Origin of the sequence: Sphingobium sufflavum, assembly GCF_021403115.1 — a bacterium.
In the GTDB taxonomy this organism is placed as follows: domain Bacteria; phylum Pseudomonadota; class Alphaproteobacteria; order Sphingomonadales; family Sphingomonadaceae; genus Sphingobium; species Sphingobium sufflavum.
This window is the reverse complement of record NZ_JAJSSH010000003.1, coordinates 286,459-313,113: the sequence shown is the minus strand read 5'-3', so window position 1 is coordinate 313,113 and position 26,655 is coordinate 286,459. Positions and strand designations below refer to the sequence as shown.

General features: G+C 66.3%; 19 protein-coding genes. 5 read left to right on the top strand and 14 right to left on the bottom strand.

Features of this window, described 5'->3' with window-relative positions; translation table 11 throughout:
- Positions 1 to 24 precede the first annotated feature (24 nt).
- The gene (locus LWE61_RS20595; RefSeq protein WP_267961616.1) at positions 25 to 651 is read right to left on the bottom strand and encodes a TetR/AcrR family transcriptional regulator; all 627 of its coding nucleotides are present in this window, start codon (positions 649 to 651) and stop codon (positions 25 to 27) included.
- A gap of 202 nt (positions 652 to 853) precedes the next feature.
- Here LWE61_RS20595 and LWE61_RS07055 point away from each other — a divergent pair, with 202 nt between their 5' ends.
- The 3 genes from LWE61_RS07055 to LWE61_RS07045 all read left to right on the top strand — a co-directional run bounded on the left by LWE61_RS07055 (position 854) and on the right by LWE61_RS07045 (position 5,913).
- On the top strand, positions 854 to 2,944 hold the full coding sequence (locus LWE61_RS07055; protein WP_234149335.1) for a PQQ-dependent dehydrogenase, methanol/ethanol family: 2,091 nt from the start codon (positions 854 to 856) through the stop codon (positions 2,942 to 2,944).
- A gap of 198 nt (positions 2,945 to 3,142) precedes the next feature.
- Positions 3,143 to 3,430 carry a hypothetical protein gene (locus LWE61_RS07050; RefSeq protein WP_234149334.1) on the top strand — a complete coding sequence of 96 codons (288 nt, stop codon included), beginning with the start codon at positions 3,143 to 3,145 and terminating at the stop codon, positions 3,428 to 3,430.
- Positions 3,427 to 5,913 carry a glycoside hydrolase family 2 TIM barrel-domain containing protein gene (locus LWE61_RS07045; RefSeq protein ID WP_234149333.1) on the top strand — a complete coding sequence of 829 codons (2,487 nt, stop codon included), beginning with the start codon at positions 3,427 to 3,429 and terminating at the stop codon, positions 5,911 to 5,913. The genes LWE61_RS07050 and LWE61_RS07045 overlap by 4 nt, the downstream gene beginning before the upstream one ends.
- Before the next feature lie 70 nt (positions 5,914 to 5,983).
- On the opposite strand, the gene LWE61_RS07040 is transcribed toward LWE61_RS07045, so the two are convergent.
- The 13 genes from LWE61_RS07040 to LWE61_RS06980 form a co-directional block, all read right to left on the bottom strand.
- Positions 5,984 to 6,766, bottom strand: a complete 783-nt coding sequence (locus LWE61_RS07040; RefSeq protein ID WP_234149332.1) for a TetR/AcrR family transcriptional regulator — start codon at positions 6,764 to 6,766, stop codon at positions 5,984 to 5,986.
- A gap of 33 nt (positions 6,767 to 6,799) precedes the next feature.
- Positions 6,800 to 7,603 (bottom strand): fumarylacetoacetate hydrolase family protein, encoded by an 804-nt coding sequence (locus LWE61_RS07035; RefSeq protein WP_234149331.1) that lies wholly within the window; start codon positions 7,601 to 7,603, stop codon positions 6,800 to 6,802.
- Between the two features lie 407 nt (positions 7,604 to 8,010).
- Positions 8,011 to 9,612 (bottom strand): GT4 family glycosyltransferase PelF, encoded by a 1,602-nt coding sequence (pelF, locus tag LWE61_RS07030; protein WP_234149330.1) that lies wholly within the window; start codon positions 9,610 to 9,612, stop codon positions 8,011 to 8,013.
- A complete protein-coding gene (locus LWE61_RS07025) occupies positions 9,585 to 10,487 on the bottom strand; it encodes a hypothetical protein (protein WP_234149329.1) in 903 nt (300 codons plus the stop codon). The genes pelF and LWE61_RS07025 overlap by 28 nt, the downstream gene beginning before the upstream one ends.
- On the bottom strand, positions 10,484 to 11,434 hold the full coding sequence (locus tag LWE61_RS07020) for a hypothetical protein (RefSeq protein ID WP_234149328.1): 951 nt from the start codon (positions 11,432 to 11,434) through the stop codon (positions 10,484 to 10,486). The genes LWE61_RS07025 and LWE61_RS07020 overlap by 4 nt, the downstream gene beginning before the upstream one ends.
- A 14-nt stretch (positions 11,435 to 11,448) precedes the next feature.
- Positions 11,449 to 13,005: a hypothetical protein gene (locus LWE61_RS07015; RefSeq protein ID WP_234149327.1), complete on the bottom strand. Its 1,557-nt coding sequence runs from the start codon at positions 13,003 to 13,005 to the stop codon at positions 11,449 to 11,451.
- On the bottom strand, positions 13,002 to 14,729 hold the full coding sequence (locus tag LWE61_RS07010; protein WP_234149326.1) for a hypothetical protein: 1,728 nt from the start codon (positions 14,727 to 14,729) through the stop codon (positions 13,002 to 13,004). Before LWE61_RS07010 ends, LWE61_RS07015 begins: the two co-directional genes overlap by 4 nt.
- Positions 14,726 to 15,634 (bottom strand): endo alpha-1,4 polygalactosaminidase, encoded by a 909-nt coding sequence (locus LWE61_RS07005; protein WP_234149325.1) that lies wholly within the window; start codon positions 15,632 to 15,634, stop codon positions 14,726 to 14,728. Before LWE61_RS07005 ends, LWE61_RS07010 begins: the two co-directional genes overlap by 4 nt.
- Before the next feature lie 2 nt (positions 15,635 to 15,636).
- Positions 15,637 to 17,022: an exopolysaccharide Pel transporter PelG gene (pelG, locus tag LWE61_RS07000; RefSeq protein WP_234149324.1), complete on the bottom strand. Its 1,386-nt coding sequence runs from the start codon at positions 17,020 to 17,022 to the stop codon at positions 15,637 to 15,639.
- Between the two features lie 9 nt (positions 17,023 to 17,031).
- Positions 17,032 to 20,385, bottom strand: coding sequence for a M10 family metallopeptidase C-terminal domain-containing protein (locus tag LWE61_RS06995; RefSeq protein ID WP_234149323.1), 3,354 nt, complete (start codon positions 20,383 to 20,385; stop codon positions 17,032 to 17,034).
- A gap of 202 nt (positions 20,386 to 20,587) precedes the next feature.
- Positions 20,588 to 22,168, bottom strand: coding sequence for a TolC family protein (locus tag LWE61_RS06990; protein ID WP_234149322.1), 1,581 nt, complete (start codon positions 22,166 to 22,168; stop codon positions 20,588 to 20,590).
- Positions 22,169 to 22,179: 11 nt separating this feature from the next.
- Positions 22,180 to 23,517 (bottom strand): HlyD family type I secretion periplasmic adaptor subunit, encoded by a 1,338-nt coding sequence (locus LWE61_RS06985; RefSeq protein ID WP_234149321.1) that lies wholly within the window; start codon positions 23,515 to 23,517, stop codon positions 22,180 to 22,182.
- The gene (locus LWE61_RS06980) at positions 23,514 to 25,244 is read right to left on the bottom strand and encodes a type I secretion system permease/ATPase (RefSeq protein WP_234149320.1); all 1,731 of its coding nucleotides are present in this window, start codon (positions 25,242 to 25,244) and stop codon (positions 23,514 to 23,516) included. The genes LWE61_RS06985 and LWE61_RS06980 overlap by 4 nt, the downstream gene beginning before the upstream one ends.
- A gap of 169 nt (positions 25,245 to 25,413) precedes the next feature.
- Here LWE61_RS06980 and LWE61_RS06975 point away from each other — a divergent pair, with 169 nt between their 5' ends.
- On the top strand, positions 25,414 to 25,662 hold the full coding sequence (locus LWE61_RS06975; RefSeq protein ID WP_234149319.1) for a hypothetical protein: 249 nt from the start codon (positions 25,414 to 25,416) through the stop codon (positions 25,660 to 25,662).
- Positions 25,659 to 26,447: a hypothetical protein gene (locus LWE61_RS06970; RefSeq protein ID WP_234149318.1), complete on the top strand. Its 789-nt coding sequence runs from the start codon at positions 25,659 to 25,661 to the stop codon at positions 26,445 to 26,447. Before LWE61_RS06975 ends, LWE61_RS06970 begins: the two co-directional genes overlap by 4 nt.
- Positions 26,448 to 26,655 lie beyond the last annotated feature (208 nt).

Here is a 26,655-nt window from a genome sequence, read left to right as displayed (position 1 = left end):
TTATCGGCGCTGACACCGGCATATTCAGCCCTCTCCCCGTGCGAAGCGGATCATTCGCTCTACCAGTTCCTGCACCTCGTCATGGCCGAGCGATACGCCCAGCAAATCCTCCATCACCAGCGACCGCGCCATCCCCGCGACCAGCACTGCCGCGGCCATCGGCGCCACGTTCGGCCCGGCCGGCAATACCCGCGCCAGCGCCGCAGCCTGAATCTGCCGCACCTCCACGATATACTCCGCCATTTCCGCCGCGATCGCCTTGCGATGGTTGGACAGCGCCATGAACTCGATGACCAGCCGCGCACGCTCCGGCTCGCTGTTCAGCCGCCACAACAGGGTCAGCGGATCGTCCCCCGCCAGCGACGCCGCCAACTGCTCGCGAAAACCGTCCTTTGTCGAGCGGAACAGCGCCAGCAACAGATCGTCGGTCGTCGCGAAATGATAATGGATCAGCGCGGGGGTGACGCCCACGATCTTGGCCACGCGCCGGGTGGTGACGGCGGCATAGCCCTCCTCAACCATCAGCGCCTCCGTCGCCGCCAGGATCGCACCCCGCGCGGAGGAACGGCCCTTGCGCGGCGCGCGCTGCTCCTCCGCATCATCCGCAATCTCGACCGAAACCGGCGAGAGCGGGATCAGGATTTCAGTCATCGACGGGCCTCCATCTGCACAGCGCGATGCCGCGGGGACCGGAGGGCGGAAAACCGCCCCACGGGTTGAGATTTCTATCTCACAATAGGGGCGACCACCACCCCTGCTTGCGGCCGACATGGCTTGACGCCTTAGCGACATTCATCCTAAACATATGTTCAGTATGTAGCGAACGGCAACGTCCGGCAAGGGGAGAATCACGGTGAGACAGGCGCGATGGATCAGACTGGGCTGCGCGCTCGCGCTGGCCTCTTCCGGCGCGGCGATCGTGGCGCAGCAGCCCGGCCCTGCGGCGCGCCCCGCGCCCACCGGCGGGACCGGCGCCGACTGGCGCAATGTCGGCGGCAGCGCGGACGAGAGCGGCTTCAGCCAACTCGGCCAGATCAGCACCGCCACCATCGGCAAGCTCGGCCTGCAATGGGCGCTGGAGCTGGAAGGCGAAGTCTCGCTGGAGGCCACCCCCCTCGCCGTCGACGGCGTCCTCTATTTCAGCGGCAGCTATGGCGCGGTCTATGCGGTGGACGGCGTGACCGGCAAGCAGTTGTGGCGTTACGACCCGGAAATCTGGAAGACCGGCCGCATGGGCTTTGGCATGGGCGTCAATCGCGGCGTCGCCTATGACAATGGCCGGGTCTTCATCGGTGCGCTCGACGGTCGCCTGATCGCCCTCAATGCAAAGACCGGCGCGGTGGAATGGAGCGTCAACACACTGCCCGGCGGCATGAGCTTCTACAGCCTGACCGGCGCGCCGCGTACCTTCAAGGGCAAGGTCATCATCGGCAATGGCGGTGCGGACATCGGCCAACGCGGCTATGTCACCGCTTACGATCAGGCGACCGGCCAGCAGGCGTGGCGCTTCTACACCGCGCCGGGCACGCCGGAGCAGAATAAGGGCGACCCGGTCATGGAAATGGCCGCGAAGACATGGTCGGGCGAATGGTGGAAGGTCGGCACTGGCGGCACCGCCTGGAATGGCATGACCTTCGATCCCGAAATGAACCGCATCTATATCGGCACCGGCAATGGCGGCCCTTATGACGTGGCCAAGCGCAACCCGGCGGGCGGCGACAATCTCTTCCTCGCCTCCATCGTCGCGCTCGACGCCGACACCGGCAAATATGTCTGGCACTATCAGCAGAACCCCAATGAGGGCTGGGACTATAAGTCCGTCCAGAACATGATCTCCACCACCATCCCCATCGACGGAAAGCCGCGCAAGGTGCTGATGCAGCTCCCGACGAACGGCTTCTTCTATGTGCTGGACCGGGAGACGGGCAAGCTGATCTCCGCCGAGAAGGTGGGCAAGGTGAACTGGGCCAGCCATATCGACCTCAAGACCGGCCGCCCGGTCGAAATGCCCGGCATCCATTATCAGGACGGGCCGGTCGTCCTCTACCCCAGCACCATCGGCAGCCATAACTGGCAGGCGATGAGCTACAGCCCTAAGACCGGTCTGGTCTATATCCCCTACATGAAGGTCGCTGGCCGCTATGCAAAGCTCGGCCCCGGCGGCGGCGGTTTCGCCATCGTCGGCACCGACATCAGCTTCGTGAAGAATGACCCCGACGACAATACGGGGGCGCTCGTCGCCTGGGATCCGGTGACGCAGAAACAGCGGTGGAAGATGCCGCGCCCCTTCGCCTGGAATGGCGGCACGCTGGCGACAGAGGGCAATCTGGTGTTCCAGGGCACGGCCGATGGCTGGTTCCGCGCCCATGATGCGCTGACCGGCAAGCAGTTGTGGCAGTTCAACGCGGGCCTCGGCATCATCGGCGCACCGATGAGCTATTCGGCGGGGGGCAAGCAATATGTCTCCGTCCTCGTCGGCTGGGGCGGCACCGTCGCGGCGGCGGCCTCCGCGCTCAACGTCGGCTGGAAATATGGGCAACAGCCGCGCCGCCTCCTGACCTTCGCGCTGGGCGGCAAGCAGAAACTCCCCGCTTCGCCACCACGCGACATGGTGGTCCATGCCGTGGACGACCCCGCCATCGTGCTGGACGAGAAGGATGTGACGGCGGGCTATGCGGTCGGCGCGGCCTGCGCCTCCTGCCATGGCGTCAACTTCCATTCGGGCGGCGCACCCGGCCCGGACCTGCGCGAATCCCAGCTCGCCCTGTCGGAAGACGCTCTCTACGAAGTGTTGCACGAGGGCGCGCTCCAGCAACGCGGCATGCCCAAATATCCCTTCTCCCGCGCCCAGGTCCACCAGATCTGGTCCGCCATTCGCGCCGCCGCGCGTGAATCGCTGGGAGCCCGCAAACCGACCCAGCCGGTGGGTGGCGCGCGTATGTAAACAAAAGGGGCGAGGGAGGGTCACACACCCTCGCCCCTACCTATCACCTGCTTAGTAATGGGTCGCCGATCTCCACCTCGTCTCGCCCTCATCCCCCTCGCTTCAAAATCCTGCCATCAGCTTGCCTAATCATTTGTCTGAGTATAACGAGACGCAAAGCTCGTGATTCAAAAGACGAATGACCAGGAAGGATTTCGCATGGACGCACCCGTCTATCCGCCCGCCGCGCGTTTTGTGGCGCCGGAGATTGTCGCCCGCCGAATGACCACTGCGGACACCTCCATCGCGGAACTCAAATCCCACCCGCAGGTCTGGGCGATCGTCCTGTCCGAAATCCCCGCGATGGACGCGCGCATCGGCAATGACATGATAAAGCCGCACCTCGGCAATTTCTCGCTCCGCTCCCTCACCACCTTCGGTATCGTGAAGTCGGCCGAACTGGACAAGGTCGATGTGAAGCTGGCCGCGCTGGGAGAGGTGAAATGACCATCGAGACAAGCCGCCGCGACGCGCTCGCCCTCACCGGAACCTTCACCGCCGCCACCGCGCTGACGCTCGCGCTTCCTGCCGGACGCGCCGCCGCCGCGACCGTCACCGCGCCGCTGCCCACGTCGGGGCGCGACCAGCCCTTCGACACAGGCTGGCGCTTCCGCAAGGGCGAAGGGGCTGGCCTCGAAGCCACCACGCTCGACGACAGCGGCTGGCGCGCCGTCGACCTTCCCCATGACTGGAGCATCGAGGATGTGCCCGGCGGCGTCGGACCGTTCGACCGCACCGCCATCGGCAAGACCGCGACCGGCTTCACCACCGGCGGGGAGGGCTGGTATCGTAAACGCTTCCGGCTCGCGGGCATCGCCCCGGACGCGCGCGTCGAAATCCTGTTCGACGGCATCTATTGCGACAGCGAAATCTGGCTGAACGGCCATTCGCTGGGCGCCAACGTCCATGGCTATATCCCCGTCGCCGTGGACCTGACACCGCATCTGGACCGCACCGGCGACAATGTGCTGGCCGTCCGCGTCCGCAACATCGGTCGCAACAGCCGCTGGTACAGCGGCTCCGGCCTGTACCGGCAGGTCACGCTGGACGTGCTGCCTCCCGCTACGCGCATCACCCGCTGGGGCGTCGGCGCCTGGACGCGCCGGCTCGCCAAGGGCCGCGCCGAAATCGCGGTGAGCACGCAGCTCGACAATGCGGACGCCGCCCTCACTCTCGTCACCTGTCTGCGCGACGCCAGCGGCAAGGTCGTGGCGGAAGCCAGCGCCCCCGCCAGCGCGACCGTCGAGCAGACCCTCTCCGTCCGCGCGCCCCGCCTCTGGTCGCCCGAAAGCCCCGCGCTCTACAGCCTGGAGACGGAAGTGCGCCGCGGCGCGACCATCCTCGACCGCCTCACGCAAAGCTATGGCATCCGCATCGTCACCTTCGATCCCCATCGGGGCGTCGCCATCAATGGCGCGAGCACGAAGCTGCGCGGCGGTTGCATCCATCATGACAACGGCCTGCTGGGCGCCTGCGCCTATCCCGACGCCGACGATCGCCGCATCCGCCTGCTGAAGGCGCGCGGCTTCAACGCGATCCGCAGTTCGCACAACCCCACCTCGCGCAGCCTGCGCGACGCCTGCGACCGGATCGGCATGCTGCTGATCGACGAGGCGTTCGACATGTGGCACGTGCCCAAGGAGAAGGAAGATTATTCCCACCAGTTCCCGACCGACTGGGAACGGGTGGTTCGCGCCATGGTCCTCTCCGCCCGCAACAACCCCAGCGTCATCCTGTGGAGCATCGGCAATGAGATCCCGTCCCGCTCCACGGCGGAGGGTGTCGAATGGTCGTGGAAACTCGCCAATGCGGTCAAGCGCCTCGACCAGAGCCGCCCCGTCACCGCGGGCCTGAACGGCGTCCTCGGCCCGGTGCAAAAGGCAGGCACGGACACCGCCCGCCCCGGCCATGCGGGCAAGGCGGACAATGCCTCCACTCTCTTTCTCGACGTGCCCGGCTATAATTACCGGATCGACGATATAGAGGTGGAGCATGGCCCCCATCCCGAACGTATCGTCTATGCGTCGGAAACCTTCCCGCGCGACGTCTTCGACTATAAGGCGCTGATGGACCGCGCGCCCTATTTCGCGGGCGAGTTCGTCTGGACCGCCATGGACTATCTGGGCGAAGCGGGCATCGGCGCGGCCGTCAATCTGAAGAAGGGCCGCCCTGCCTTCTATATGGCGGGCTATCCTTGGGTGAACGCCTGGTGCGGCGACATCGACCTGATCGGCGAGCAAAAGGCGCAAAGCTATGCCCGCGACGTGGCCTGGGGCCTCAGCGGTCTGGAGATCGGCGTGCAGCGCCCCGTGCCCGACGGCATGTTTGAGAATATCGCGCTGTGGGGCTGGTCCGACGAACTGCAAAGCTGGACGTGGCCGGGCAGCGAGGGACAGGCCATTGCCGTGCGGCTCTACAGCAGCGGCGACAAGGTCGAACTGCGCCTCAACGACGCGGTGATCGGCAGCAAGACCCTGACCGCGAAGGACAAGATGACGGCGGAGTTCACCCTCCCCTATGCGCCGGGCCGTCTGGAGGCCGTCGCCTGGAAGGGCGGCAAGCAGATCGGCCTGCGCGTGCTGGAAACCGTCGCCGCGCCCGCGAAACTGCGCCTCCGCCCGGAATCGACCAGCGGGCGCAAGGATCGCGACGCCCTGACCTACATCCCCATCGCCATCGTGGATGCACAAGGCCGCCTGATCCCCGACGACAAGCGCCGCATCACCCTGACCATCGACGGCCCCGCCGATCTGGTCGCTTTCGGCAGCGCCAACCCGCAGGCGGTCGGCTCCTTCCAATCGAAAGACGCGGAGAGCTTCCACGGCCGGGCGGTGGCGATCCTACGGTCGCAGGGTACGGCAGGCACCGTCCGCATCACCGCCCGCAGCGAGGGGCTGGAAAGCGCCAGCGCAGTGGTCACACTCGGCTGATAGCCGAGCAGGCGGCGACGGGTCTCTCGTCGCCGCCTGCCTCACAAGAGACTGTACCAGCTGCGTTCCTTCAGCCGATGTCCGCCTCGCCACCGGACTCCAGCCAGTCTTCCCCGAACGCGTCGTCCAGCAGCCGTTCGCACTCTGCCCGCGGCACCGGCTCCCCCAGCCGATCGGGGGGCCGCACCAGTCGCAGTATGCATTCGAAATGAAAATCGACGAGCATGTCCGGCCCATGCGATGACGGCGGATCGGGCCGGAACCTGTCCGTGGACCGCTGCCAGAGCGTGATACCGCTCAACATGCGTGAGATGGCACCGATGATGAGATAGGCGTCCATGCCGGGGCGGAACAGCCGCGCCTTCACCCCCTCCTCCACTATCGCCTGCTGCACCGCGCTGATGTGCGCCTTGGCCTCGACCACATAGGCGAAATCCGGTGTCCGCTCGAAATAGCGGGACTCGCGCAGCAGGATCGCGTGGAACGGCCAGTATCGCCCATAATCGCGCATGCGCAGGATGGCGTTGGCCAGCAGGCGATGCTCCGCATCCACGGGCAACCGCGCAATCACCAGATTGTCCCGCTCCAGCTGCTCGATACGCGCGCGCATCACGGCATGGAGCATATCCTCCTTGGTCGCGAAATGATTGTAGAGGCTGCCCGCCAGCATCCCCACCCGGTCCGCAATCTGTCGGACCGTGGTCGTCTCATAGCCATATTCGGCGAAAAGCTCGGCGGCGGCCATGGCGATCTGCGCACGGCGGTCCCCCTCGCCCCGCTGCCGCCGGGATGCAAAGACAGACGATGCAGCAGGGAAGGAGGCAACGGCGACTGCGGCCCCTGTGCGCGACATGCCCGATCTTTTCATGTCAGAATGGCCTCCGGTTCAGCGCGCATGCGGCGACAACGCCACATCCACATCCATCCGGCCGATCCCGCCAATCTCGATCGACATCACGTCGCCGGGCACCACCGGCCCCACATCCGCGGCCCCCGTCATCAGAATGTCGCCGGGGTGCAGCGTCATCACCGTCGAAGCGAAGGCGACCAGAAAGGCCGGACTGCCGGTCAGGTCCGCAAAGCGCCGCTCACCGCGCACCTCGCCGTTCACCCAGAAGCGATAGCCCAGTTGCGCCGGATCGGGCACCGCATCGCGCGTCACGAAACAGGGACCGTAGGTGGCGAACCTATCGACCGATTTGCAGAAGGAAAATGTCTCCTTCTGCTCCTTCATCGTCGTGTCGAACGCACAGGTGTAGCCCGCTACATAATCCAGCGCCTCCGCCTCCGGGATCGCGGTACATTCCCGGCCGATGATGACGGCCAGTTCCGGCTCATGCAGCGTCGCTCGGTCAGGCCAGCGGATCAGGACCGGGTCGGACGGGTCGGCCAGCGCGCTGGTGGCCTTGAAGCCAAAGCCCATCAGCCCCGCCGGTGCGCCATGATGCTGCCAGTTGCCCATGGCGCAGATCAGCTTGCCGGGATTGGCGACCGGGGACAACAGCCGCACCTGATCGGTCGGGATCACGGCAGCCTGCGCGCCCAGTTCCTCGATCCGGGGCCGCAGCCGGTCGAAATGGGCGATGAACTGGTCGCCCAGTGGAAACGGCCAGCGCAGCGCGGGCAACGCCTCGACCACAGCGGTCACGTCACGGATACCGCCCTCGTCATACAGGCCCACCCTCGGCACGGCGGCGCTGTCCGCCTTCAGCGTAAATCGGCAGATACGTATAGGACATCCTCCCAAAGCCTTACGAGCGCCCGGCCCTGCCGGTACGCCACAATTATTACGTCCTCCGCACAAGCCATGGCCGCGCGCCGGAGGCTTTACGATAGCAGCACCACGGTCGAATAAAACAAACATTTGTTTGTTAAAGATAGATCAACGCCGTTTCGGGATCAGACACGCAGGATAACCATGGATTTGGCGCAACATCACGCAGCTCTCACCGCTCATGGGCGCGCTGATTGGGACGGCTCTATCCGCTGGACATGGCGCCAAGACAGGAAAGGCAGATCCGCTGGCAAAGCACGCGGGCGGACCGATCAACGCCTCGCACCTCTTCCATCAACTAATATAGCACCACAGCCTCCCCGTCAGGCGGAGGCCCCGCCCCTGTTCGCCGACCCGTCACCCTGCACCGGCTTCGTCTCCCGCGCGGCACAATCCCGATACAGGGCGCGATAGGTGCCTATGATCTTCTCATGGCTATAATCTCGCTCCACCCGCTTACGCAGCGCCAGTCCCATCTTGTCGCGCAATGTGGCGGAGGACAGGATGCGGCGGATGGCGTCGGCGGTCGCCGCCGGGTTGACCAGTGGCGTCACGATCCCGCCATGCTCGTCCCCCGGGGCGCTGCCCTCGATCATCTCCCGGCAGCTTCCCACATCGGGGGCGACGACCGGGATATGGCACGCACCTCCCTCCAATATCACCAGCGGCTGCGCCTCCGACAGGCTGGTCAGGACCAGCAGGTCGATACGCGGCATCCACTCCTCGATCCGGACCCGGCCCGCAAATTCGAAACACTCCGACAGGCCAAGCTCATCCACCATCGCAAAACATTCGGCGGCATAGTCCGCATCTTCATCCGTTGGACCCATCAGCACGAACCGCACCGCTGGCATCGTCTCATGCACCAACGCCGCCGCCCGGATGAAGGTCTTGACGTCCTTGATCGGCACCACCCGCCCGATCAGCGCGACCAGCGGCGCACCCGGCTGCCGCTCGTCCGGCACCCCGTCAAACCGATTGAGGTCGATGCCGTTGGGAATGACCCGCAGTTTCTCGACCGGGGCGCCCAGCCGCTGCTGCACCTCGCTGTTCGCGGAATAGAGCGCCACGATCAGGTCGCTGCGATCATAGCAGGCCGCCGAATAATGGCCGAACGCCCGCCGCCACAGGTCGCGCAGATCCTTGCCATCCCGTTCCAGCACCAGCCCGTCATCGACCTGATCGCCGATCCAGTCGGCCATCAGCACCTCGATCTGGCGCTCCAGCTGATAGATGCCATGTTCGGTCAGGCACAGCGGCCGCCCCGTCTCAACCGACGCGCGCGCCGCCAGCAGGCCGGCGAACCCGGTCGAGATGCTGTGATAGGCGCGGGCCTTGGGCAGCGGCGCCAAACACATCGCCAACAGCCCGCCCAGCAGCACATGCGACGCCCAGAAGAAATGATGGAAGGATGACCGGTCGAAATCCTGGTCATACTCCCGTCGCAACAGGGCGAAGGCGGCGGGATGGGACAGCAGGTCATGCACCTGCGGCGCGGGCCTGATCTGGCGCAGCGCCTCCAGCAACGCCTCCAGCGAGTCACTGCCCCCCTGATGCAGGAAGTCGGATGCCGCCTGCATCGCCTGTTCGACCATCACGGCGGGCAGCGCGCGCGGCACCCGCCGCTGCGTCGACAAGGCGACCTCGGTGACGCCCATCACATTGGCGGGCGGCTTGATCTTCCACGCCATGGGCGCGTCGGTCGGTTTGATCGCCACGATATGGAACCGGATGTCGGGCAGGCTTATCATCAAATCCTGCAACCAGCCGGACACCCCCCCCACCACATAGGGGTAGGCGCCCTCCACGATCAGGCAGATGTCGGCGTCGGGCGCGTTCAACTGCTTCATCGCGTCGGCGCTGACCCGGATCGCCGACAGCGCCCTGCCAACCCGTTTCAGCCACATGGTTGCGCGGCCCACCATCCGGCGGCGGTCCACACGGGGTCTTGCGTCAACCCTCGGCTTTGCGCCGCCTTTGCGCACAACAGGTCGAGGGTCTCGAAGTCATGGGCTTTCCAGCTATCCTCCAGCGCGTGGATCAGCAACGCCTCGTCCCCGATGCGGCCCTGCACGCCATCCCGTTCCGGCTGGGCGGTCCGCGCCAGGATCGCCTCCTTCGCCACCTGTTGCCGCTGGGTGTCGGACAACAATATGTCGAACCGGCTATGGTCCATCAGCAAAGCCGATAGCCGCGTCACCCTCGGTTTCTCACCCTTCGCCCGTGCCTCGGCCAGCGCCGCCCGCTCCTCCACCAGTCGCTGCGACAGGAGGTTGGACGCGGCGGCAGCCAGCGCCCGGATGGTCTGGTCATCGTCGGTCAGCGCCTTGGCCACAACGGTCGAGAGGCGCGGGTCGAAACTGCGCACCGCCGCTTCCAGCGCGCCGCGCCGCTCGTCCACCGTGCCATGGCGCAGCACGCCGATCAGCGAACCGAGATTGTCCGGGTCGGGGTGTCGCACCCGCCCGTCCAGCAAGCGCGCCACCATCGCGCCGCCACTGCCCCTCACCACGATCGGCTCATCCCCGTCGCGGGTGGGCAGGCCCAGCAACCGCAAACGCCGCGCCAGCGCGCCGATGGCGGGCGCGGCCATCGCGCAGGCGATTGCGACCGGTCCCAGCGCCATCGCCAGCACGGGGGCAAAGCGCCGCGCCGTGCCGCCCCGCCACCACAGCGCCAGCGCGGCGAGCGACAGCGCCAGATGCAGCAGCAGCGCACCGCCGGGATGCAGCCAGGCCAGCGCGGCGGCGATCAGGATGCCGCCGTCCACCATCGCCAGCAGGACCAGCAGCAGGGTCACACGCTCTGTTCCCGCAACGGTGCCAGATCGCCCAGCAGGCTGTTGTCCGACACATGACTGACCAGCCAGCCCGCGAGCGCCGCCATGTCCGCGTTCAGGTGCGGGCCAAGGGTGGCGAAGGGCAGGTGATGCAGGATCAGCACCCCCTCCAGCCGCGGCTCCTCGCCCCGCGCGACCAGCGGAATCGCCAGCAGGCCCACGTCGCTCAACAACGGGCGATCCGCCGGAATGGCGGCATGGATGATCGTCCGCCGTTCCCGCAGCGCCGCCGACAGCGCATCGGGCAGGGGCCTTTGCTGCTGATGGCAGCCGTCACCGAACAGGACCGGCCACGCCCGCCCGGACTGGAGGCGATAGCAGGTGAAATTGTCGCTATGGCACGCCATCGTGACCATCGCCCGCAGGATGCCCTGCCGCTCCAGCCCGGTCGCATGGGGCAGGCGCGCGGCCAGCGCCAGCGCCTCGCTCACCGTCCGGTCCTCCGTCGCGATGCGCAGTTGCAGGACGCGGTTATTCTGCGCCAGCTTGTGAAAGGCGTCGATCAGCCTGTCCATGTTGCGCTTGGCCACCTGCTTGCCCATGGTCAGGCGGCGGATGCTGCGCTTGCGGCTGTCCGTCGCCTCACCCAGGATCACCGCAGCCGTGTACCACAGCAACGGCGGCAGGGAGATGGCGAACATATAGTCGAAATAATCGCCCCGGTTCGCATCGACGCCATTGGTCGCCAGCCACGCCAGCGTCGCAGCGCCCGCCGCCGCAAGGCCAGCCCAGCTGCCATAGGTCACGGCCATGACCAGCACCGGCAGCCAATAGGGGTTGGGCTGGAAGCCGACAAAACCGTCCTGCCCGCCCCACAGCCGGTCGATGACCAGCAACAGCACGATCATCACCAACAGCTCGACGCCGATCCGCACCGCCCGCCGCAGCGTGGCGCGTGGCCGTGCCACCGGCTCTCCCCCGCTCATCGTCCATCACCCAGAGCGCGTCGCACCTCCAGCCGGCCGAACATCTGCCGACCCGGAAAACCGGGCCGCGAGATGGAGGTAAGGCCAAGGCCAGCATCGACCTGCCAGCGCGTGCCCACCGGCGCGCCTGCGGACAGGCTGGCGTTGGGACCGGACCCGCCAAAGCGATCCACCGTCCAGCCCGCGCCGCCCGTGACCAGCACGGGACCGATGGCGCTGCTCGCAAAGGCCTGGAGCGTGTGGTTCTCCCGGTCCGACAGCGGCAGGCGCGCAAGGCCGCCCGGACCATAGGCCAGATGCCGCACATATTCCGCGTCGAGCCGATAGCCCAGCGACACCGCGACGGGCCGCCGCAGCAGGATATAATCGACCTGCCCGGCCAGCGTCAGCGTCTCGCCCGCATCCGCCAGCCCCGACAGGCCATAGCGCCTCCAGCCAAAATCGAACCGGCTGCGCAGTTCCGGCAGCAGCTGCGCCGAACCGCCCAGCGAGAATTGGGAGAGGAACCCACCGCCGAGCGCCTGCTCCGCCAGCGACAGGTCGGGCATATGATGGACATAGCCGACGCGAAGCTGCGTATCGCTCGATCCATACACCATCCGCACTCCACCACCGGCCACACCCGTATCCAGCCAGACGCCGCCGCTGAGGTCGACCCGCAGCGCCGGAGCGATCCGGGTGGTGAAAATCAGGTCCGCCAGCGTCGCGTCCGTGTCGATGCCGCTGTGCAGGCCATCCGCCGCCATTGCACTGTCGGCGCGGGTGCCGACATGGCGGACCGCACCCGTGACGGCAGAACCGTCACCCGTCGCCACCGTCGCGCGCAGCGCAGCCTCGGTCTGGGTAAAGCCGGAACCGTCGCGGATCGTCCCGCCCAGGCTCACCGAACCGGGGGCCAGCGCCATGGCCCGCCGCGCAGCCGGATCGGTGGCGTCGGCCCGGCGATAGGCACGGGCGGCGACGCCATGGTCACCGTCCGCCGCCTGCGTGTCGGCCATCAGGCGGGCGACATCGCGATCCTGCGGATGGCGCGCCGCCAGCCGTTCGGCCTGCCGCCGCGCGCTGCCCGTGAAGCCGGACGCCAGATCGGCCCGGATGGCGACCATCGCCATATCGCGCGCATCCCGCGCGTCCGTTCCCGCCCCATCCTCCGGCACCGAACCGGACGCGGGGCGAGCCTCTTCGCCCTCCCCGCCCGCGAACGTCACCAGCAACCGGTTGCCCTCGACGCGCGCGGACAGGCGCACCCCCGGATTGGCGCGCAGCAGCAGGCTGTCGTCGTTCCAGCGCAAAGTCTGCACAAACGCACCGACCTCCGCCTCGAAACGGGCCACCGATGCCTCGTCCACCGGGCGGTCGAAATGCACCAGCGCCTCATCCTCGCGCATATCCACGCGCAGCGCTGCCCCGCGCGGCCATGCGATCGCCGCCGTCGCCTCGGACCCGGCTTTCTCCACCGGCGCGGCATAGAGGACGGCATCCTCGCCGAAATCCGCCGTGTCGAAACCCAGCGTTGGTGGCGCCGCCGCCAGCAGGAGCAAAGCGCCGATCATGGCTGGAGAACCTTGCGCGCACGCCCCGGCTGACCATTGGCCAGCAGCAGCCGCGCCTTGAACGCGCTGAGCGACCGGTCGGCGGGCCGCGCCGCCAGCAAATCGTCCACCACCGCGATCGCCTCTGGATAACGGCGCAGGCTCTCGAGCATTTCCGCCTGATCCCGCGTGCCCGCCACCGTCTGGGCCAGCGCGCGCTCCCGCCACGGACGCGCCGCCGCCTCGCCGCGCGTCTTGCGCTGCGCCTCCGCCATCAGGCGCAGGGCGGCCCCATCATCCGGCCTGTCGCGCAGATAGGGGGCCAGCCTTTGCGCCGTCCCCTCCGCATCGCCCCGGTTCCACGCTTCCCACGCCAGGTCCATCACCTCCCGCGCGCCACCGACGCCTGTTTCGATCCGCCGCTCCGCCAGCGTGCGAGCCAGCGCCGGGGGCAGATGCCGCGGCGCGGCGGCGGACAGGGCGCGCAACTGCTCCGCCGTCAGCCCCGGCTGGTCGAGCAGCGCCGTCAGCAGCGCCGCACCCTCCCCATCATCGCCCGCATCCCGTGCCAGCGACAGGCGGGTCATCATCACGTCGGGCTGGTTCGCCAGCGGATGGCGCGCGACAAAGGCCAGCGCATCCTGCGGCCGGTCACGCTGCACATACTGGCCGATCCAGTCGCGCTGCTCGGCGGCGGAACCTTGCATCGCGCGCGCTTGCAACCAGCGCAGTTCGCGCGGCGCGGGGCGCGGCCCCATCAGGTAGAGGAGCCGTTGCGACAGCGCATGGCGTGGCGGTAATCGCCCCGCCGCCTGCTCCAGCACCAGCATCGCATCCTCGCGAAAACCCGCCGCCAGCAATTGTTCGGCGATGCCGCCCACGTCCGTGCCCGGCTGCGCGCCGCGCGCCAGCAACAGGGTCCGCAGCTCCGCCCGGTCTCCCCCTTCCCGCACGATCGTCTCGCGCGCCGCCTCGCGATCCTTCATGGGCAACAGCATCGCATAGCGCAGCGCCTCGCCCTGCCGCCCCGCCGCCCGCGCCAGCCGGATCGCCAGCCAGGGGTCGGCCCGTCGCCACGGAGCCTGAGTCACGGCGTCGAGGCGCGCGATATAGTCCGGCTTTCCGCCCCGCTCGAACCGGCGGGCCAGGTCCAGCGCCAGCACCGCATCGGGCGTCGGCACCACGCTATTCTCCACCGCCAGCAGGATCATCTCCGGCTCGTCCAGCGCATAGGCGGCCTCGACAATGTCATGCGGCGCGACACCGCTACCGCGACCCACCGCCCCGGCCAGCATCTGCCGCGCACCCTTCACCGGGCCGGTCCCTGCCAGCCCCGCCTTGCGCGCCAGTTCGAACCGCAACCGCCACAGATCCGCCCCCTGCCCATCCGGGCGCAGCGCGAGGAAGGCCAGCGCGAGCTGCGGACGGCCCAGCCGGTTGAGGTCATGCGCCACCTGTGCGGTGGTGACGGCCACGCCCTCCGCCCGCAGCCGGTCGACCGCGCCCGAAATGGCGGCGGCGTCCGATCCGCGCAAGATATCCTGCAACTGCGGCGGGCTGGGCCGAGGCGGCGCGGCCTGCTCCACGATGGGCGCGGCCACAATGGCGGGCTGCTTGCCATGATGCAGCGCGCTGCGCAGTTCGCGCCCTCTGGGAATCAGGGCAAAGCTCAACGCCAAAATGGCCACCCCGCCAATCAGCGGAGCAGCCCAGGGATATTTCATCACATGGGACTGGACATTCATCCGCCCATCCCGACGACCGGCTCGGCGACCAGACGGTCGAGCGCCAGTATGGAGACATAGGGCAGGAATCCCGCCGCGCGCTCACGGGTATAGAGCGCCCCGACCTGCCGCACGTCCTGCGGCTCCCAATAATCCAGCGTCATGACCAGCAGCGCGGGATTGGCCGCACGGGCATCGCGCAGCCGCGTGGCCTGCCAGTTCCAGTCGTCATCGCTCAACAGTTCATAGCGGCTCTTCGCAAAGTTCCAGCGCGACGCCATCGCCTCGCCCAGCAAATAGTCGATGGCGGGCACGACACGGGGCAGCGCGGCATAGCCCCGGTTGAGCATGATCCTGATCGCGGGAAAGCGGTCGCGGATCGCCAGGATCAGCGCGGCGGCCGCATCGACCATGCCTTTTTTGCGGACAGGATCGGCATGCTCCATAGCCTCCGCATTATCGGTGGTATCAATGAAAATTCCATTATAGCCGAGCGCCAATATGTCGGGAATGACGGTGCCCAGCAACGTCTCCCGCCACGCCGGATGGCGCAGGTCGGCCATGCGGGCGTCCGGCCAGTTCGGGTTCGGCTCGGTCAGCGCCCCCTTCTTCAGCAGGTCCGCGAAATAGGGGCGGCTCTTCTCCACCTCACCCAGGCTGACATAGCCGAGCAGGATGCTGCCCGGCCCGCGCAACGGCTCGATCGGTCGGGCATGGTCGGGTTCGAGGACGAGGATGTCATATTGGCGGGCCAGTGCCGGGTCGCTCCGCGCGCCATAATCGACCGCCCAGCGCGGCGCCTTGCGGTCCGCGCCCGCCCGTTCGGGGACCGCACGCGCCATGCGCGCGCCCATCCCCAGCGTCGCCGTGGTCAGCCCCGACAGCAACAGCGCGCGGCGGCTCCAGCGCAGAAGGTCGGCCGCCACGCTCAAAACCATCGCCCACGGGCGCCGATGATCGCCGGATTATTGCCGATGAAGAGCAGATAGGTGAGCTGCGACGTGGAGTGGAGGACCGTGGCGAACCCCACCGCCGCCGCCGCCAGCGCGCCGGTCATATAGCCCCGGCCAAAGGCCGCCACGCCCAGATCCCATTGCAGCCACACCGCCGCGATGCTGGCGATGACGAAACTGCCCCACACCAGCAGGATGCGCCCGAACAGGTCATAATAGGACAGGATCACGGTCATCTGGATCGCGATCAGGTGGAACAACACGCCCGCCGCCGTGTGGCGAAAGGCGAATATGCCAGCGGTATCGCCACCCAGCGCATCGAACAGCGGCACCGCGAACACCCATGACAACGCCGCAAACAGCGACTGCACGACCAGCAGCAGGCGGAAATCGCGCAGAATGACGGCCAGTATCTCCCGCCGCGCCTGCTCGATCCGCTCCATGGTGGACGTGCCCGTGCACCGCGCCAGCAAGTCGCCGAACGCCCGGTCGAACCGGGTCTCCGTCGCGATCAGGATCAGGGTCAGGCCGGGGATGATCGTCAATATGCCCAAAAAACTGCCATAATCGTTCACTGGGTTGAGCCGCAGCGCGCCTAACGTGGCGACGCTGCCCGGTCCCTGCCACAGCATGATTTTGTCCACCCACATCGCGCCCGCCGCCGCGCATCCCGCCAGCACCAGCAGCAGCGCCTGCTTCGGCTCCGGTCGGTCGGCGGCGTCCAGATGCGGCGCGGCCCGGAAATGATGGCGCAGCGCGAACAGCAGCAGGATCAGCGTCGTCACCGCCCCGGCGGCCAGCGCGATCAGGATGCTGGTCAGCGCATGACCGATCAGCAGCGCGGCCGTTCCTGCACCCGCGACATAGGACAGCGTCACCAGCCGATAATGGTGGATCGCGGTCAGCAGGGGCGAGACGATCCAGATCTGCGTCAGCCATGTCAGCAGCAGCGTCGCGAGCAGCGCATCGCGAAACGACAGCCCGGCCAGAAAACCGAACATGACCGCGCCCAGCGCAAAGGCCAGCACGCCACCCGCCAACAGGGCGGCGATGACCAGGCCGGGCACCCGTTCCTCCTGCCCCGCATAGAGCCGGTCGGACACCAGCCTGACCGTCAGCAGGCTACCCGGCGCGGCGGACAGGGCGGACAGGCTGAAGCCATAGATCAGCACGGTCTGCACCGCGCCAATATCCGCCGCCGCAACCCGGCCGGGCATCCATCGCGCCAGCGCCAGCGTGGCGACCACCGTCACCAGCCATGGCCCCGCACTCACCATGGCGCCATAGGCTGCGGCCCCGACGATCCCGCCGAAACCGCCCTTTCCGGCCATCTTGGCCAGTTGGAAGCCTATGCCCGCCATCTGCGCCGATCAGAGGATGAAGTCGGCGGCGGTCAGCGCATGATGACCCTTCACGGCGACGGCGAAATCGACGGTCTTGCCGCTGTTCGCGCCCTCGACGACCGTATATTCCACACCGCTGACCATCTCGTAGCGATAGCGCAACTGCCCTTCCGCCGTGATCGCGGCACCCGCCGTGGGCAGGAAGGTGAAGGCCTGATCGCCAAAGTTGAACAGCGACGTCTTGGCGTCGACGGCCGACAGGTCGATCCGGTCCTGACCGCGCGTGAAATCGGTGATGATGTCGCGCGAGCTGGTCGTGGTGCCCGAATCCCCGGTGGATTCGAACCGGAATATATCCGCGCCCGCACCACCGGTCAGCGTGTCCCTACCCGACCCGCCGATCAATGTGTCGTTGCCGTCGCCGCCATCCAATATGTCGTTGCCCAGACCGCCGACCAGCCTGTCGTTGCCGCCCAGGCCATAGAGGGTGTCATTGTTCCACCCGCCGGTGAGCGTGTCCTGTTCGCTGGTGCCGGTCAGCGTGTTGGCCAGCAGGATCGATCCGCTCTTGGTGATGCCCACCACGTCGGTGACCTTGACGGACAGCGCCTGCGCGTCGGTCAGGCCGCGCGCGTCCGTCGCGACGACGGTGACGGCATAGACATTGTCCTTGTTCGCGTCGGCCGGGGCCTCGAAATCGGGCGCGGCCTTGAAGCTGAGCTTGCCGGTCGCCGCGTCGATGGCGAACAGCGCGCCGTCACCGCCCGCGGCGATGGACCATGCGACCTTGTCGCCCTGCACCGTATTGGCGTCGGTCGCGGTGAGGGTCGCAACCGCCGCCACATTTTCCGCGATGCTGTATGTCGCGGTGACGCCGCCTCCGGACGAGGTGATGACCGGGGCGAGGTTCGCGGTATAGCCGACCGTGACCGCATGCGCGCCAATCGCGCCGACGTCGATCGTCACCAGTTCGCCGACCTGGCTGACGATGGTGCCGCCGGTGACGACCACCCAGTTGTTGCCCGGCGCGGCCACATCGACCACCACCTTGCCCTCGCCCTGCACGGAGAAGCTGAGGTTGCGACCGTCGCCGCTCAGCGACAGCAGGCTGGCCCGCATCGGCAGCGAGGTGATGTGCGTCACATCGTCCGCCGCCGTGCCCACGGTGATGGTGTAGGTGCCGCCGCCCGTGGGCAGGAACACGCTGTCATTGTCATAGGCGTACCAGCCCGCCACGCCCTTGATGACCTGCCCGCTCGCCAGATTGTCGAGGTCGAGCGCGAAGGTGCCAACGCTCTGCGGTGCGGTGACGGTCGCCGTTACGACATTACCAGCCACAGAGGAGGTGACGGTCGCCTTTTCAAAGGCGCTGATCCGGTCGGCAAGATCGCTGAGCGTAACGAACTCCATCCCCGCCTTCGCCGCCATGGCGATGAAGTCGGTGAACATCTGCGTCGTATAGGGGCTGGTGCCGTCCGAGCTCCACATCGCCGGGCCATAGTCATGCCAGGGCCACACGATGACGGGTGTTTCGGCGTGGGAGGCGATTTCGTTGAACTCGCGCGTCCATTCCGCCTGCGCTTCCGCCACGGTCTTCTTCTGGAACTCCATCAGCGTGAAGTCGAAGAAGGTGTTGGGCGCGATATAAACCTTGTCCGCCGCCGCATCCGCCGCCGTCATATAGCCGAACGCATTGGGATAGCCCGCGCCGATGCCGGAATAGCCACCGGTCAGATAATCGTAATATTTCAATATCTCGGCCGAGGTCGCAATCTGTTCCGGCGCGCCAGGCACCGCCGCACCGTCCAGCTTCACCGTCCGGCCCAGGAAGGCGCTCAACTGCTGCTCCAGCACCGCCTTCGACTGGCCGAATTCGAACGCGATCTGGTCCGGCGTCAGCACATTGGTGTTTTCGGGGTGGGTATAGCTGTGCGAGCCAAGTTCGTTGCCCATGTCGAGCAGCGCCTTGTAATAGGGCAGCGACACGGCCCAATCGGTGCTCTGTCCCGTCGCCGGGCTGTTGCCGATGTCGACATAATAGCTGCCGACGAAATTATACTGCGCCTTCCACTGCGACAGGATCGGGATCAGCTTGTCATAGATGCCGGCGGCGTTGTTCGCCGGATTGACCTCGTCCAGTTCCTGCGCCTGGTCCATGTCCACGCGTGCGGCGGTGATGCCGGCGTTGCGCGTGACCTGCAAACCGACGGAAATGCCCGTCGCGCCATTGACCGAATAGTCGATGGCCTTTTGCAGCAGGTTGGCGTCGGCCATCACGGCCTCGCTGGAGAAGAGGACATTGCGGCCACCCGTCTGCGTGGCCAGCGCGGCGGCATAATCCTGCCCGCCGACCGTCTCCGTCGCGATGGTCACGCCCTTCGTACTGACGCTGGTGAAGCTGTTCCAGCCGACGTTGGTATATTGGTGGATCGTCTCGCCATTGCTGTACCCGTCGAGGACGAGGCCCGCCGCGTCGGTCGCCTTCAGCGTGACGTCGCCGGTGCCGCCGGTCACGCGGGTCGCGTCGAACAACAGCTTCATGCGCGCATAGCTGTCCCCCGCCAGCGCGGCGTTGTTCTGGTCGTTGGTCATGAACTCGCCGCCCGTGACCAGCCCGATGCCGAACTGCTTGGTCGCCTGCTCCAGCGTCTGGGTGATGGCCGTCACCTGGCTCGCCTGCACATTGCGGAACTGCGGAAAGACGATGGTGTCATATTTGGCGAGCGTCGCCAGGTTGGTCAGGTCCGCCTCGGTCAATATGTCGAAGGGCACGCCCGCCTGCATCGCCTGCGACTGGGCGCTCATGAACAGTTGGGAATAGGCCGTCGCGCTGAAATAATTGGCGGCCGTCGTCTCCGAATAGACGATGGCGATGCGATGGTCGGCCGCGGCGACGATGCCCGTGTCGTTAAAGACGGTGAAGCCGCCATCCGAATAGCTGCCCGGCAGATAGGCGGCGTCATTGACGTCGGCCAGAACGTCGATGGCGACGGGGTTGCCGATCGCGGCCTTCGCCACACGGAATTCCAGCACGGTCTTGTCGGCGGACCAGACGGCGGTCAGCCCGCTCTTGACCAATGTTTCCCCGGCCCCGCCGCTGTACAGGTTGACGGTGCCATCAGCGGCGATGTTGACATTATATTCGGCGCCGCCCGCAAAGCCGAAAATCTGGTAGCCGGTGGAGCCGTTGCGGTCGGTGTTGAGCCAGAAGGTCGTGTTCGCGCCAATGGCCAGCGGCGACTTCAGGGCAAAGCTGAAATCGGCGCCATCCGACTTGGCATAGATTTCATAACCTGCGCCCAGACCATGATCGATCCGGTCAGCCGCCGTCCAGTCATTCAAATTGCCGTCGATATTCATGATTTGGTCCCGCTCAGCCATCGGTCGCCCCCTTATCATGAAATAATGACAGGACGGCGTTTCGTGCGGCCATACAGGAAAGCACCAAGTCGCGGCACACCCATTAACCAGCAATTCCCGCTATGGGACAGTTTTTATACTGTGGAAATTACAGAAAAATTTCGCAATGTTTCCACAGGGCTGATTTACAATGATTTACTTTTGGGATGTTGCCGTCAGACCTTCATGGCAACTGCGCGGTCGCGCGTGAAGACCCCGCCGGATCGCGAATCGCCCGGTCTTTTAACAGGTCTCCCACCATCATGTCGTCGATACCCGACAACAGATAGGTCAGCACCGGCACATCGCCCCGGCCATCCTGTTTCTGGAAATTGCCGTCCGGGTCATAGGCGCGGATCGCGGGGACCAGCAATGGCCCCTCCAACCCGCCCATCGCGGACACCAGGCTGGCGCGCGCCACATATTCATTGGCCTTTGCGGAGACATGGCTGGTCCGCACGGTCAGCAGGTCGCGGGCCAGGTCCAGCACGTCCAGCGTGGTGCGCGCGCCCGCCTTTTCCTGCACCACTGCGCCATTATAGGCTTTCTCCGCCGCATCCGCCGCCGCGCGATAATGGTCCAGCGACTGGCGCGCCGCCTGATAGCCGTCCCAGGCGCTGGCCGCCGCCTGCCGCGCCTCGCGCAACGCCATGTCGGCCAGCCGCCAGTCCGCGTCATTGGTCTGGCGCGCCCGTTCGATCTGCGCCCGCCGCGCGCCGGAATCGATCAGCGGCATGGTCAGCACCACCGCCGAACGCAGTTCCGCCGCGCGCAGGCTGTTCTGATAGGGCGTCACCGTGCCATAGGCGCCCGACCCCTGCACGGAGACTTCGGGACCGCTCTGCGCGCGGGCGCTGGCGATCTGCGCGCGGGAGATTTTCTCGCGCGCCTGCGCCGCATGGACCAGCGGGCTGTTGATATCGACCTGCACATAGGCGTCCTCCAGCGAGGCGACATCGGTCAGTTTCAGCGACGGATCGGCCAGCGCGCCGGGCAGCGCGCCGACCAGCATCAGGAAGCGGGACTCGCTCGCCCCCAGTTGCCCCTTGGCGCTCAACACCTGCGCCCGGCCGAACTCCACCCGCGTCTGCACCTGTTGCAGGTCGGTGGCGGTGATCTCATGCACGCCGAACCGCTTGCCGCTGCTGTCATATTGCCGGGTCAGCAGCGCCAGATTCTCGTTGGCGATGGCCAGTATCTCCCGGTCGCGGATCACAGCGGCATAGACGGAGATGACGTCCAGCATCGTCTGCGCCTCCATCAGGCGGAGCTGGTCGCGGCCCAGCTCAATCTCCGCCAGCGCCGCGCCCTCGGCGGCGGAGCGGCGGCCGAAGCTGAAGATATTCTGCGAGAAGATCAGTTCCGCGGTGCTGCTGAACCCCTGCGACCGCCGCCAGACGTCGGGCTGCGTCTCCAGCCGATCACGGGCGAACTCGTGCCGCATCTGGAGGCTGAGCTGCGGGCCATAGGCGGAGCGCGCGCCGGGATAAAGCGTATCCGTCGCGCGCAGGGTGGACCGCTGCGCCAGCAGGGCGGGGTTGGTCCAATAGGCCAGCCCGATCGCCTGCTCCAGCGTGGTGACGGGCGCGCCACCAGCCCGGCCCGCGACGATGATGTCCGCTTCCGCTGGGACCGACGGGGCATAGGTCGGCGCGGAATGCGGCCCCTTGTGCATCGCCACCTTCGCATGGGCCGGGACGGATGCAACCGCCAGCGCCCCCGCTGTCACGGTCGCCGCCAGCATCGCCCGCCGGATAGGCGTCATCGCCCGCACCCTCAATTGTCCCGGAACGCGCGCGCGAACTGGTCGCGCAGCGGCTTGGTGAGGTAGGAGAGCATCGACCGCTGCCCCGTCTCGATAAAGACATCGGCGGGCATACCGGGTTTCAGCACCAGTTCGGGATATTTGCGGATGTCGGCGGCGTCGATGGCGACCCGCACCGGATAATAGCTGACGCGGCTTTCCGGGTCGCTGGACCGGTCCGGCGCGACAAAGGTGACGCGGCCCGTGATTTCCGGCGTCGCGGGGCTGTTGAACGCGGTGAAGCGGATGCGCGCACGCTGGCCCACCTGCACCTGGTCGATGTCGGACGGCTGGATCGCGCCCTCGACCAGCATCTGGTCGCTGTCCGGCACGATTTCCATTATCACCTCCGCCGGGCGCACCACGCCGCCGATGGTGCTGACCGCCAGCTTGTCCACCACCCCGTCATAGGGCGCGCGCACCACGCTGCGTTCGCGCGCATCGACGGCGGAGACGCTGCGCACCTGCTGCTGGTTCAGCGTGTCGTTGACCCGCGACAATTCGGTGCCCGCCTCCGCGCGGCTCGACTGGCCAAGCTGGATGATCTGCTCGCGCGCCTCCGTGATGCGGGCCTGCGCCTGCGCGATGGCCGCCTGTAGCGAGCCGACATTACCCTGCAGGCTGGCCGCCGACCGTTCCAGTTCATTGACCCGCCCGATGGTGACAAGATCCTGCCGCCACAAATCCTGCACGCCGCGCCGTTCCGGCTCGATCAGGCGGCGCTGCTTCTCCACCGACCCAATTTCGGCCTGATAGCCGCGGATCTGCTGCATCGTCTGCTGGATACGGGCGGACAGCTGGGCGGAAAGGCCCGCCTGTTCGCCGCGCTTGATGCGGAACAGCTTTTCCTCGTCCGCCATCGCGCGCTGCGTCGCGGCGTCGTTACGGCGCAATTCCACCGGGAAGGCGATGGCCGATGCGCCGCTCTGCTCCGCCTCCAGCCGGGCGCGCCGCGCCAGCAACTGGTCGACGCTCAGGCTGGAATACGTCGCGTCCGCGCGGGAGACGGTATCGTCGAAGCGCAGCAATATCTGGCCCTTGCGCACCTTCTGGCCATTTTCCACCAGGATTTCGGTCAGGACGCCGCCGGTCGGATGGGCGATCTTTTTGACGCGCGACTGCACGCCGACCTGCCCGGAACCGATCACCGCGCCGCCGATGGGGATCAGGCTGCCCCCCACCCCGAAACACAGGATGAGCAGCGCGAGCGCGATCAGCGTCGCACGCTGGCGCCGTTCCGCGCCCGGAGCGGGAACGGGCGCGACAAGCGGGCCGGGCGGCGTGCCGGGATGATTGATGAGGGCGTTCATGCCTGCGCTCCCCGTGGTGCGAAGGGGGGCGGATTGGGGTGCGCCATCATCGGCGGCGCCTTGGGCAGGAAGCGCGTCAGCACTTCGGCGGCGGGGCCAAAAGCCTCCATGCGCCCGCCATTCAGGCACAGCACATGGCTGACCTGCGCCAATATGCCGATCTGGTGGGAGATGATGATGGCGATCCCCTTACGACGGCGCACGGCGGCGATGGCCTGTTGCAGGCATTTCTCCCCCTCCGCGTCCAGATTGCTGTTCGGCTCGTCCAGCACGACCAGGAACGGATCACGGTAGAGGGCGCGGGCCAGCCCGACCCGCTGGCGCTGGCCGCCGGACAACAGGCCCGCCTCCTCGCCCAGCACCGTGTCATAGCCGTTGGGCAGGCCCATGATGAGTTCATGCACGCCCGCCGCCTGCGCCGCCGCGATCACCGCCGCGCTATCGTTCGCGCCGTCGAACCGGCTGATATTCTCCGCGACCGTGCCGTCCAGCAACTCCACCGTCTGCGGCAGATAGCCCAGGAACGCCCCGCGCGCGGCGGGCGCCCACTGGTCCAGCGTACCACCGTCGAGGCGCAGGGCGCCGCGCACCGGCGGCCACACCCCGGTCAGCACTCGGCCCAGCGATGTCTTGCCCGCCCCGCTCGGACCGATCACGCCGCAGGCATCGCCCGCGCGCAGGGTGAAATCCACGCCATTGACCACGATCGTCTGCGTCCCCGGCGGCCCGGCGAACACCCCCTCCAGCCGCAGTTCGAGGCGCGGCGCGGGGAGCTGCGTCATCACCGCCGGGCGCACCGGATTCTGGTCGATCAGGTCGGACAGGCGGGACAGGCCGTCGCGTGCGGCGGCGAACCCCTTCCAGTTGGCGATCATCTGGTCGACCGGGGCCAGCGCCCGGCCGGACAGGATGGAGGAGGCAAAGATGATGCCGCCCGTCGCCTTGCCGTCGATCACCAGCAGCGCGCCGACCGTCAGGATGATCGACTGGAGCGCGAGTCGCAATATCTTGCTGGTCCCGCCCAGGCTGGTGACGGCCCCGCTCAGCCGGGCCTGCACCTCCCCATAATAGTCGTTGATCCGGTCCCAGCGCGCCTCCATCCGCTCGCGCATGCCCAGCGCGGTGAACAGGTCAACATGGCGCAGGTTGGCGCTGGCCATATTGTTGCGATGCGCCGCCACCTGCGCCGTGCGGCGCGACGGTCCCTTGGTCGCGCCATTGGTGAACAGCGCCAGCACCATCAGCACCACCATGCCGATCAATGTGGTCAGCCCCAGCCACGCGTGCAGCAGGAACAGGGTGGCGAGAAAGAAGATCATCCACGGCAGGTCGATCATCGTCGCCAGCCCCATGGTGATGAAGCCGCGTATCTGCTCCAGATCGCGCATCGGGCCAAGGCCGTCGCCCGGCATCCGCTCACCCCGGATCGCCATGTCGGAAATGGCGGCCTGCACCCGGCTGGACAGGGCGCGGTCCACCGCATGGCCGACATCGGCCAGCATACCGGACCGCATCTGGTCGAAAAACCCCTGAAAGGCGTATGTCACCAGCATCAGCAGCAACAGGCCGACCAATGTGGAGATGGACCGGCTGGGCAGCACCGAGTCATAGACCAGCATCATGTAAAGCGAGCCGCCGATCAGCAGCAGGTTGAGCACGCAGCTCGCCACGACGATCAGGCCCAGCAGACGCGCGGGCCGGTGCGTGGCGGCCCAGACCTCGGCCATTATCCGCGATCCTGCCAACAATCTGGTGCCTGACGGTATCAACTGCTCACCCCCGAACACCGAAAACAACATCGGCGCGATCCGCCACGATAGCGAACGCCTGCTGCCCAGCCTTGGCAGAGATGTTTTAAAATCCTGTTAGGCAGACGGGGGAACGGGGATGATGTGGATGAATTCGGGCGTCGGCAAGCGACCATCGGTTGCCGTTCCATTTTTCGTCACCCCAGCGAAGGCCGGGAACTCTCTCGACAGGGCGCGGCAGGAGGCGCGAGATCCGAGCCTTCGCTGGGATGACGAACAGCAGATGGAGAAGGCGCTAGACCGCCTGCCTGCTGACGATCAGTTTGAGGCATTCATGCGAGAAGTGAAGAATGATAAAACCAGTCGTTCACCTATCCTGCGTATGGCCGAGCAATGACTGTACTCACAATCATCCTTTGTATCTTTCTGCTTCTCCTTTTTGTACCCAAGCGAGGATATCCGTGGGCGATAGCTGTAACATTTGCCACATATGCTTGGATATGCTGGATCATCAGCAGGCCTTTGCCAATAAGTGACGATTGGGGTGATTTTGATCGCTTTATAATTTCAGTCGCACTGTGCGTCGGGGTCGTGCCTGCACTTTTCCGCCTGCTACTGGGCCTACGGAAAGTTGAAAGTTCACCTGCAGAAATCGATTGGACGCCCACCAAAGCAAGCAGCCTATTCATTCTGATTTGGGGTTTCGCATGGCTGCTAACCCCTGAATTTCCTGCGTTAGTCGGAGCAGCGCTCTGCGTTGCGGTCGCCCTTCTCCTATCGGCAGTGATCTTTGCCATCGTAAGGCTGATGCCGCGTCATCAGGTGCTACTCGTCACGTCCGGAACGGCGCTGATCACCGGCGTGATCGCAATTGTGATTTGGCCATTCGCTGTTGTAGCAGCGGCGGAGAAAAAGGCGGATGGACGGCCCTACTGCATAGTGGTTGCGGACGGCAGCGATTATCGAACAGCAAACAATCTGCTCGATCTCACGCCACTTATCATGCGAGGTCGCGAGAGCGGAAAATCAGCAGCGAATTTTCATGGTCAATTATTGACGTTAGGCGACGTCAACCGGAACTGGTCATACGAGCACAGAGATTTTTCAGACAAATCGAGTGACCATAAACCGCCACATTGCACAGCATCCACTGGATTTGCACGAAATCTTGCATGGTTTTGACGTTCGCTTTGCCATGGAGATGTCCGTAACCAGACAGTCCTAACCACCCATGTCCGTCATTGCGAGCGCAGCGAAGCAATGACGGTAGAAACACGACCCTAAATATAGACCAAGGGAGACGGGAACGTCCCCCCGCCCCTGAAAGACAAACACCCCCGTCATCCCCGCGCGGACCACGAAAGAACGGACGATAGATCAGCGTCCGACG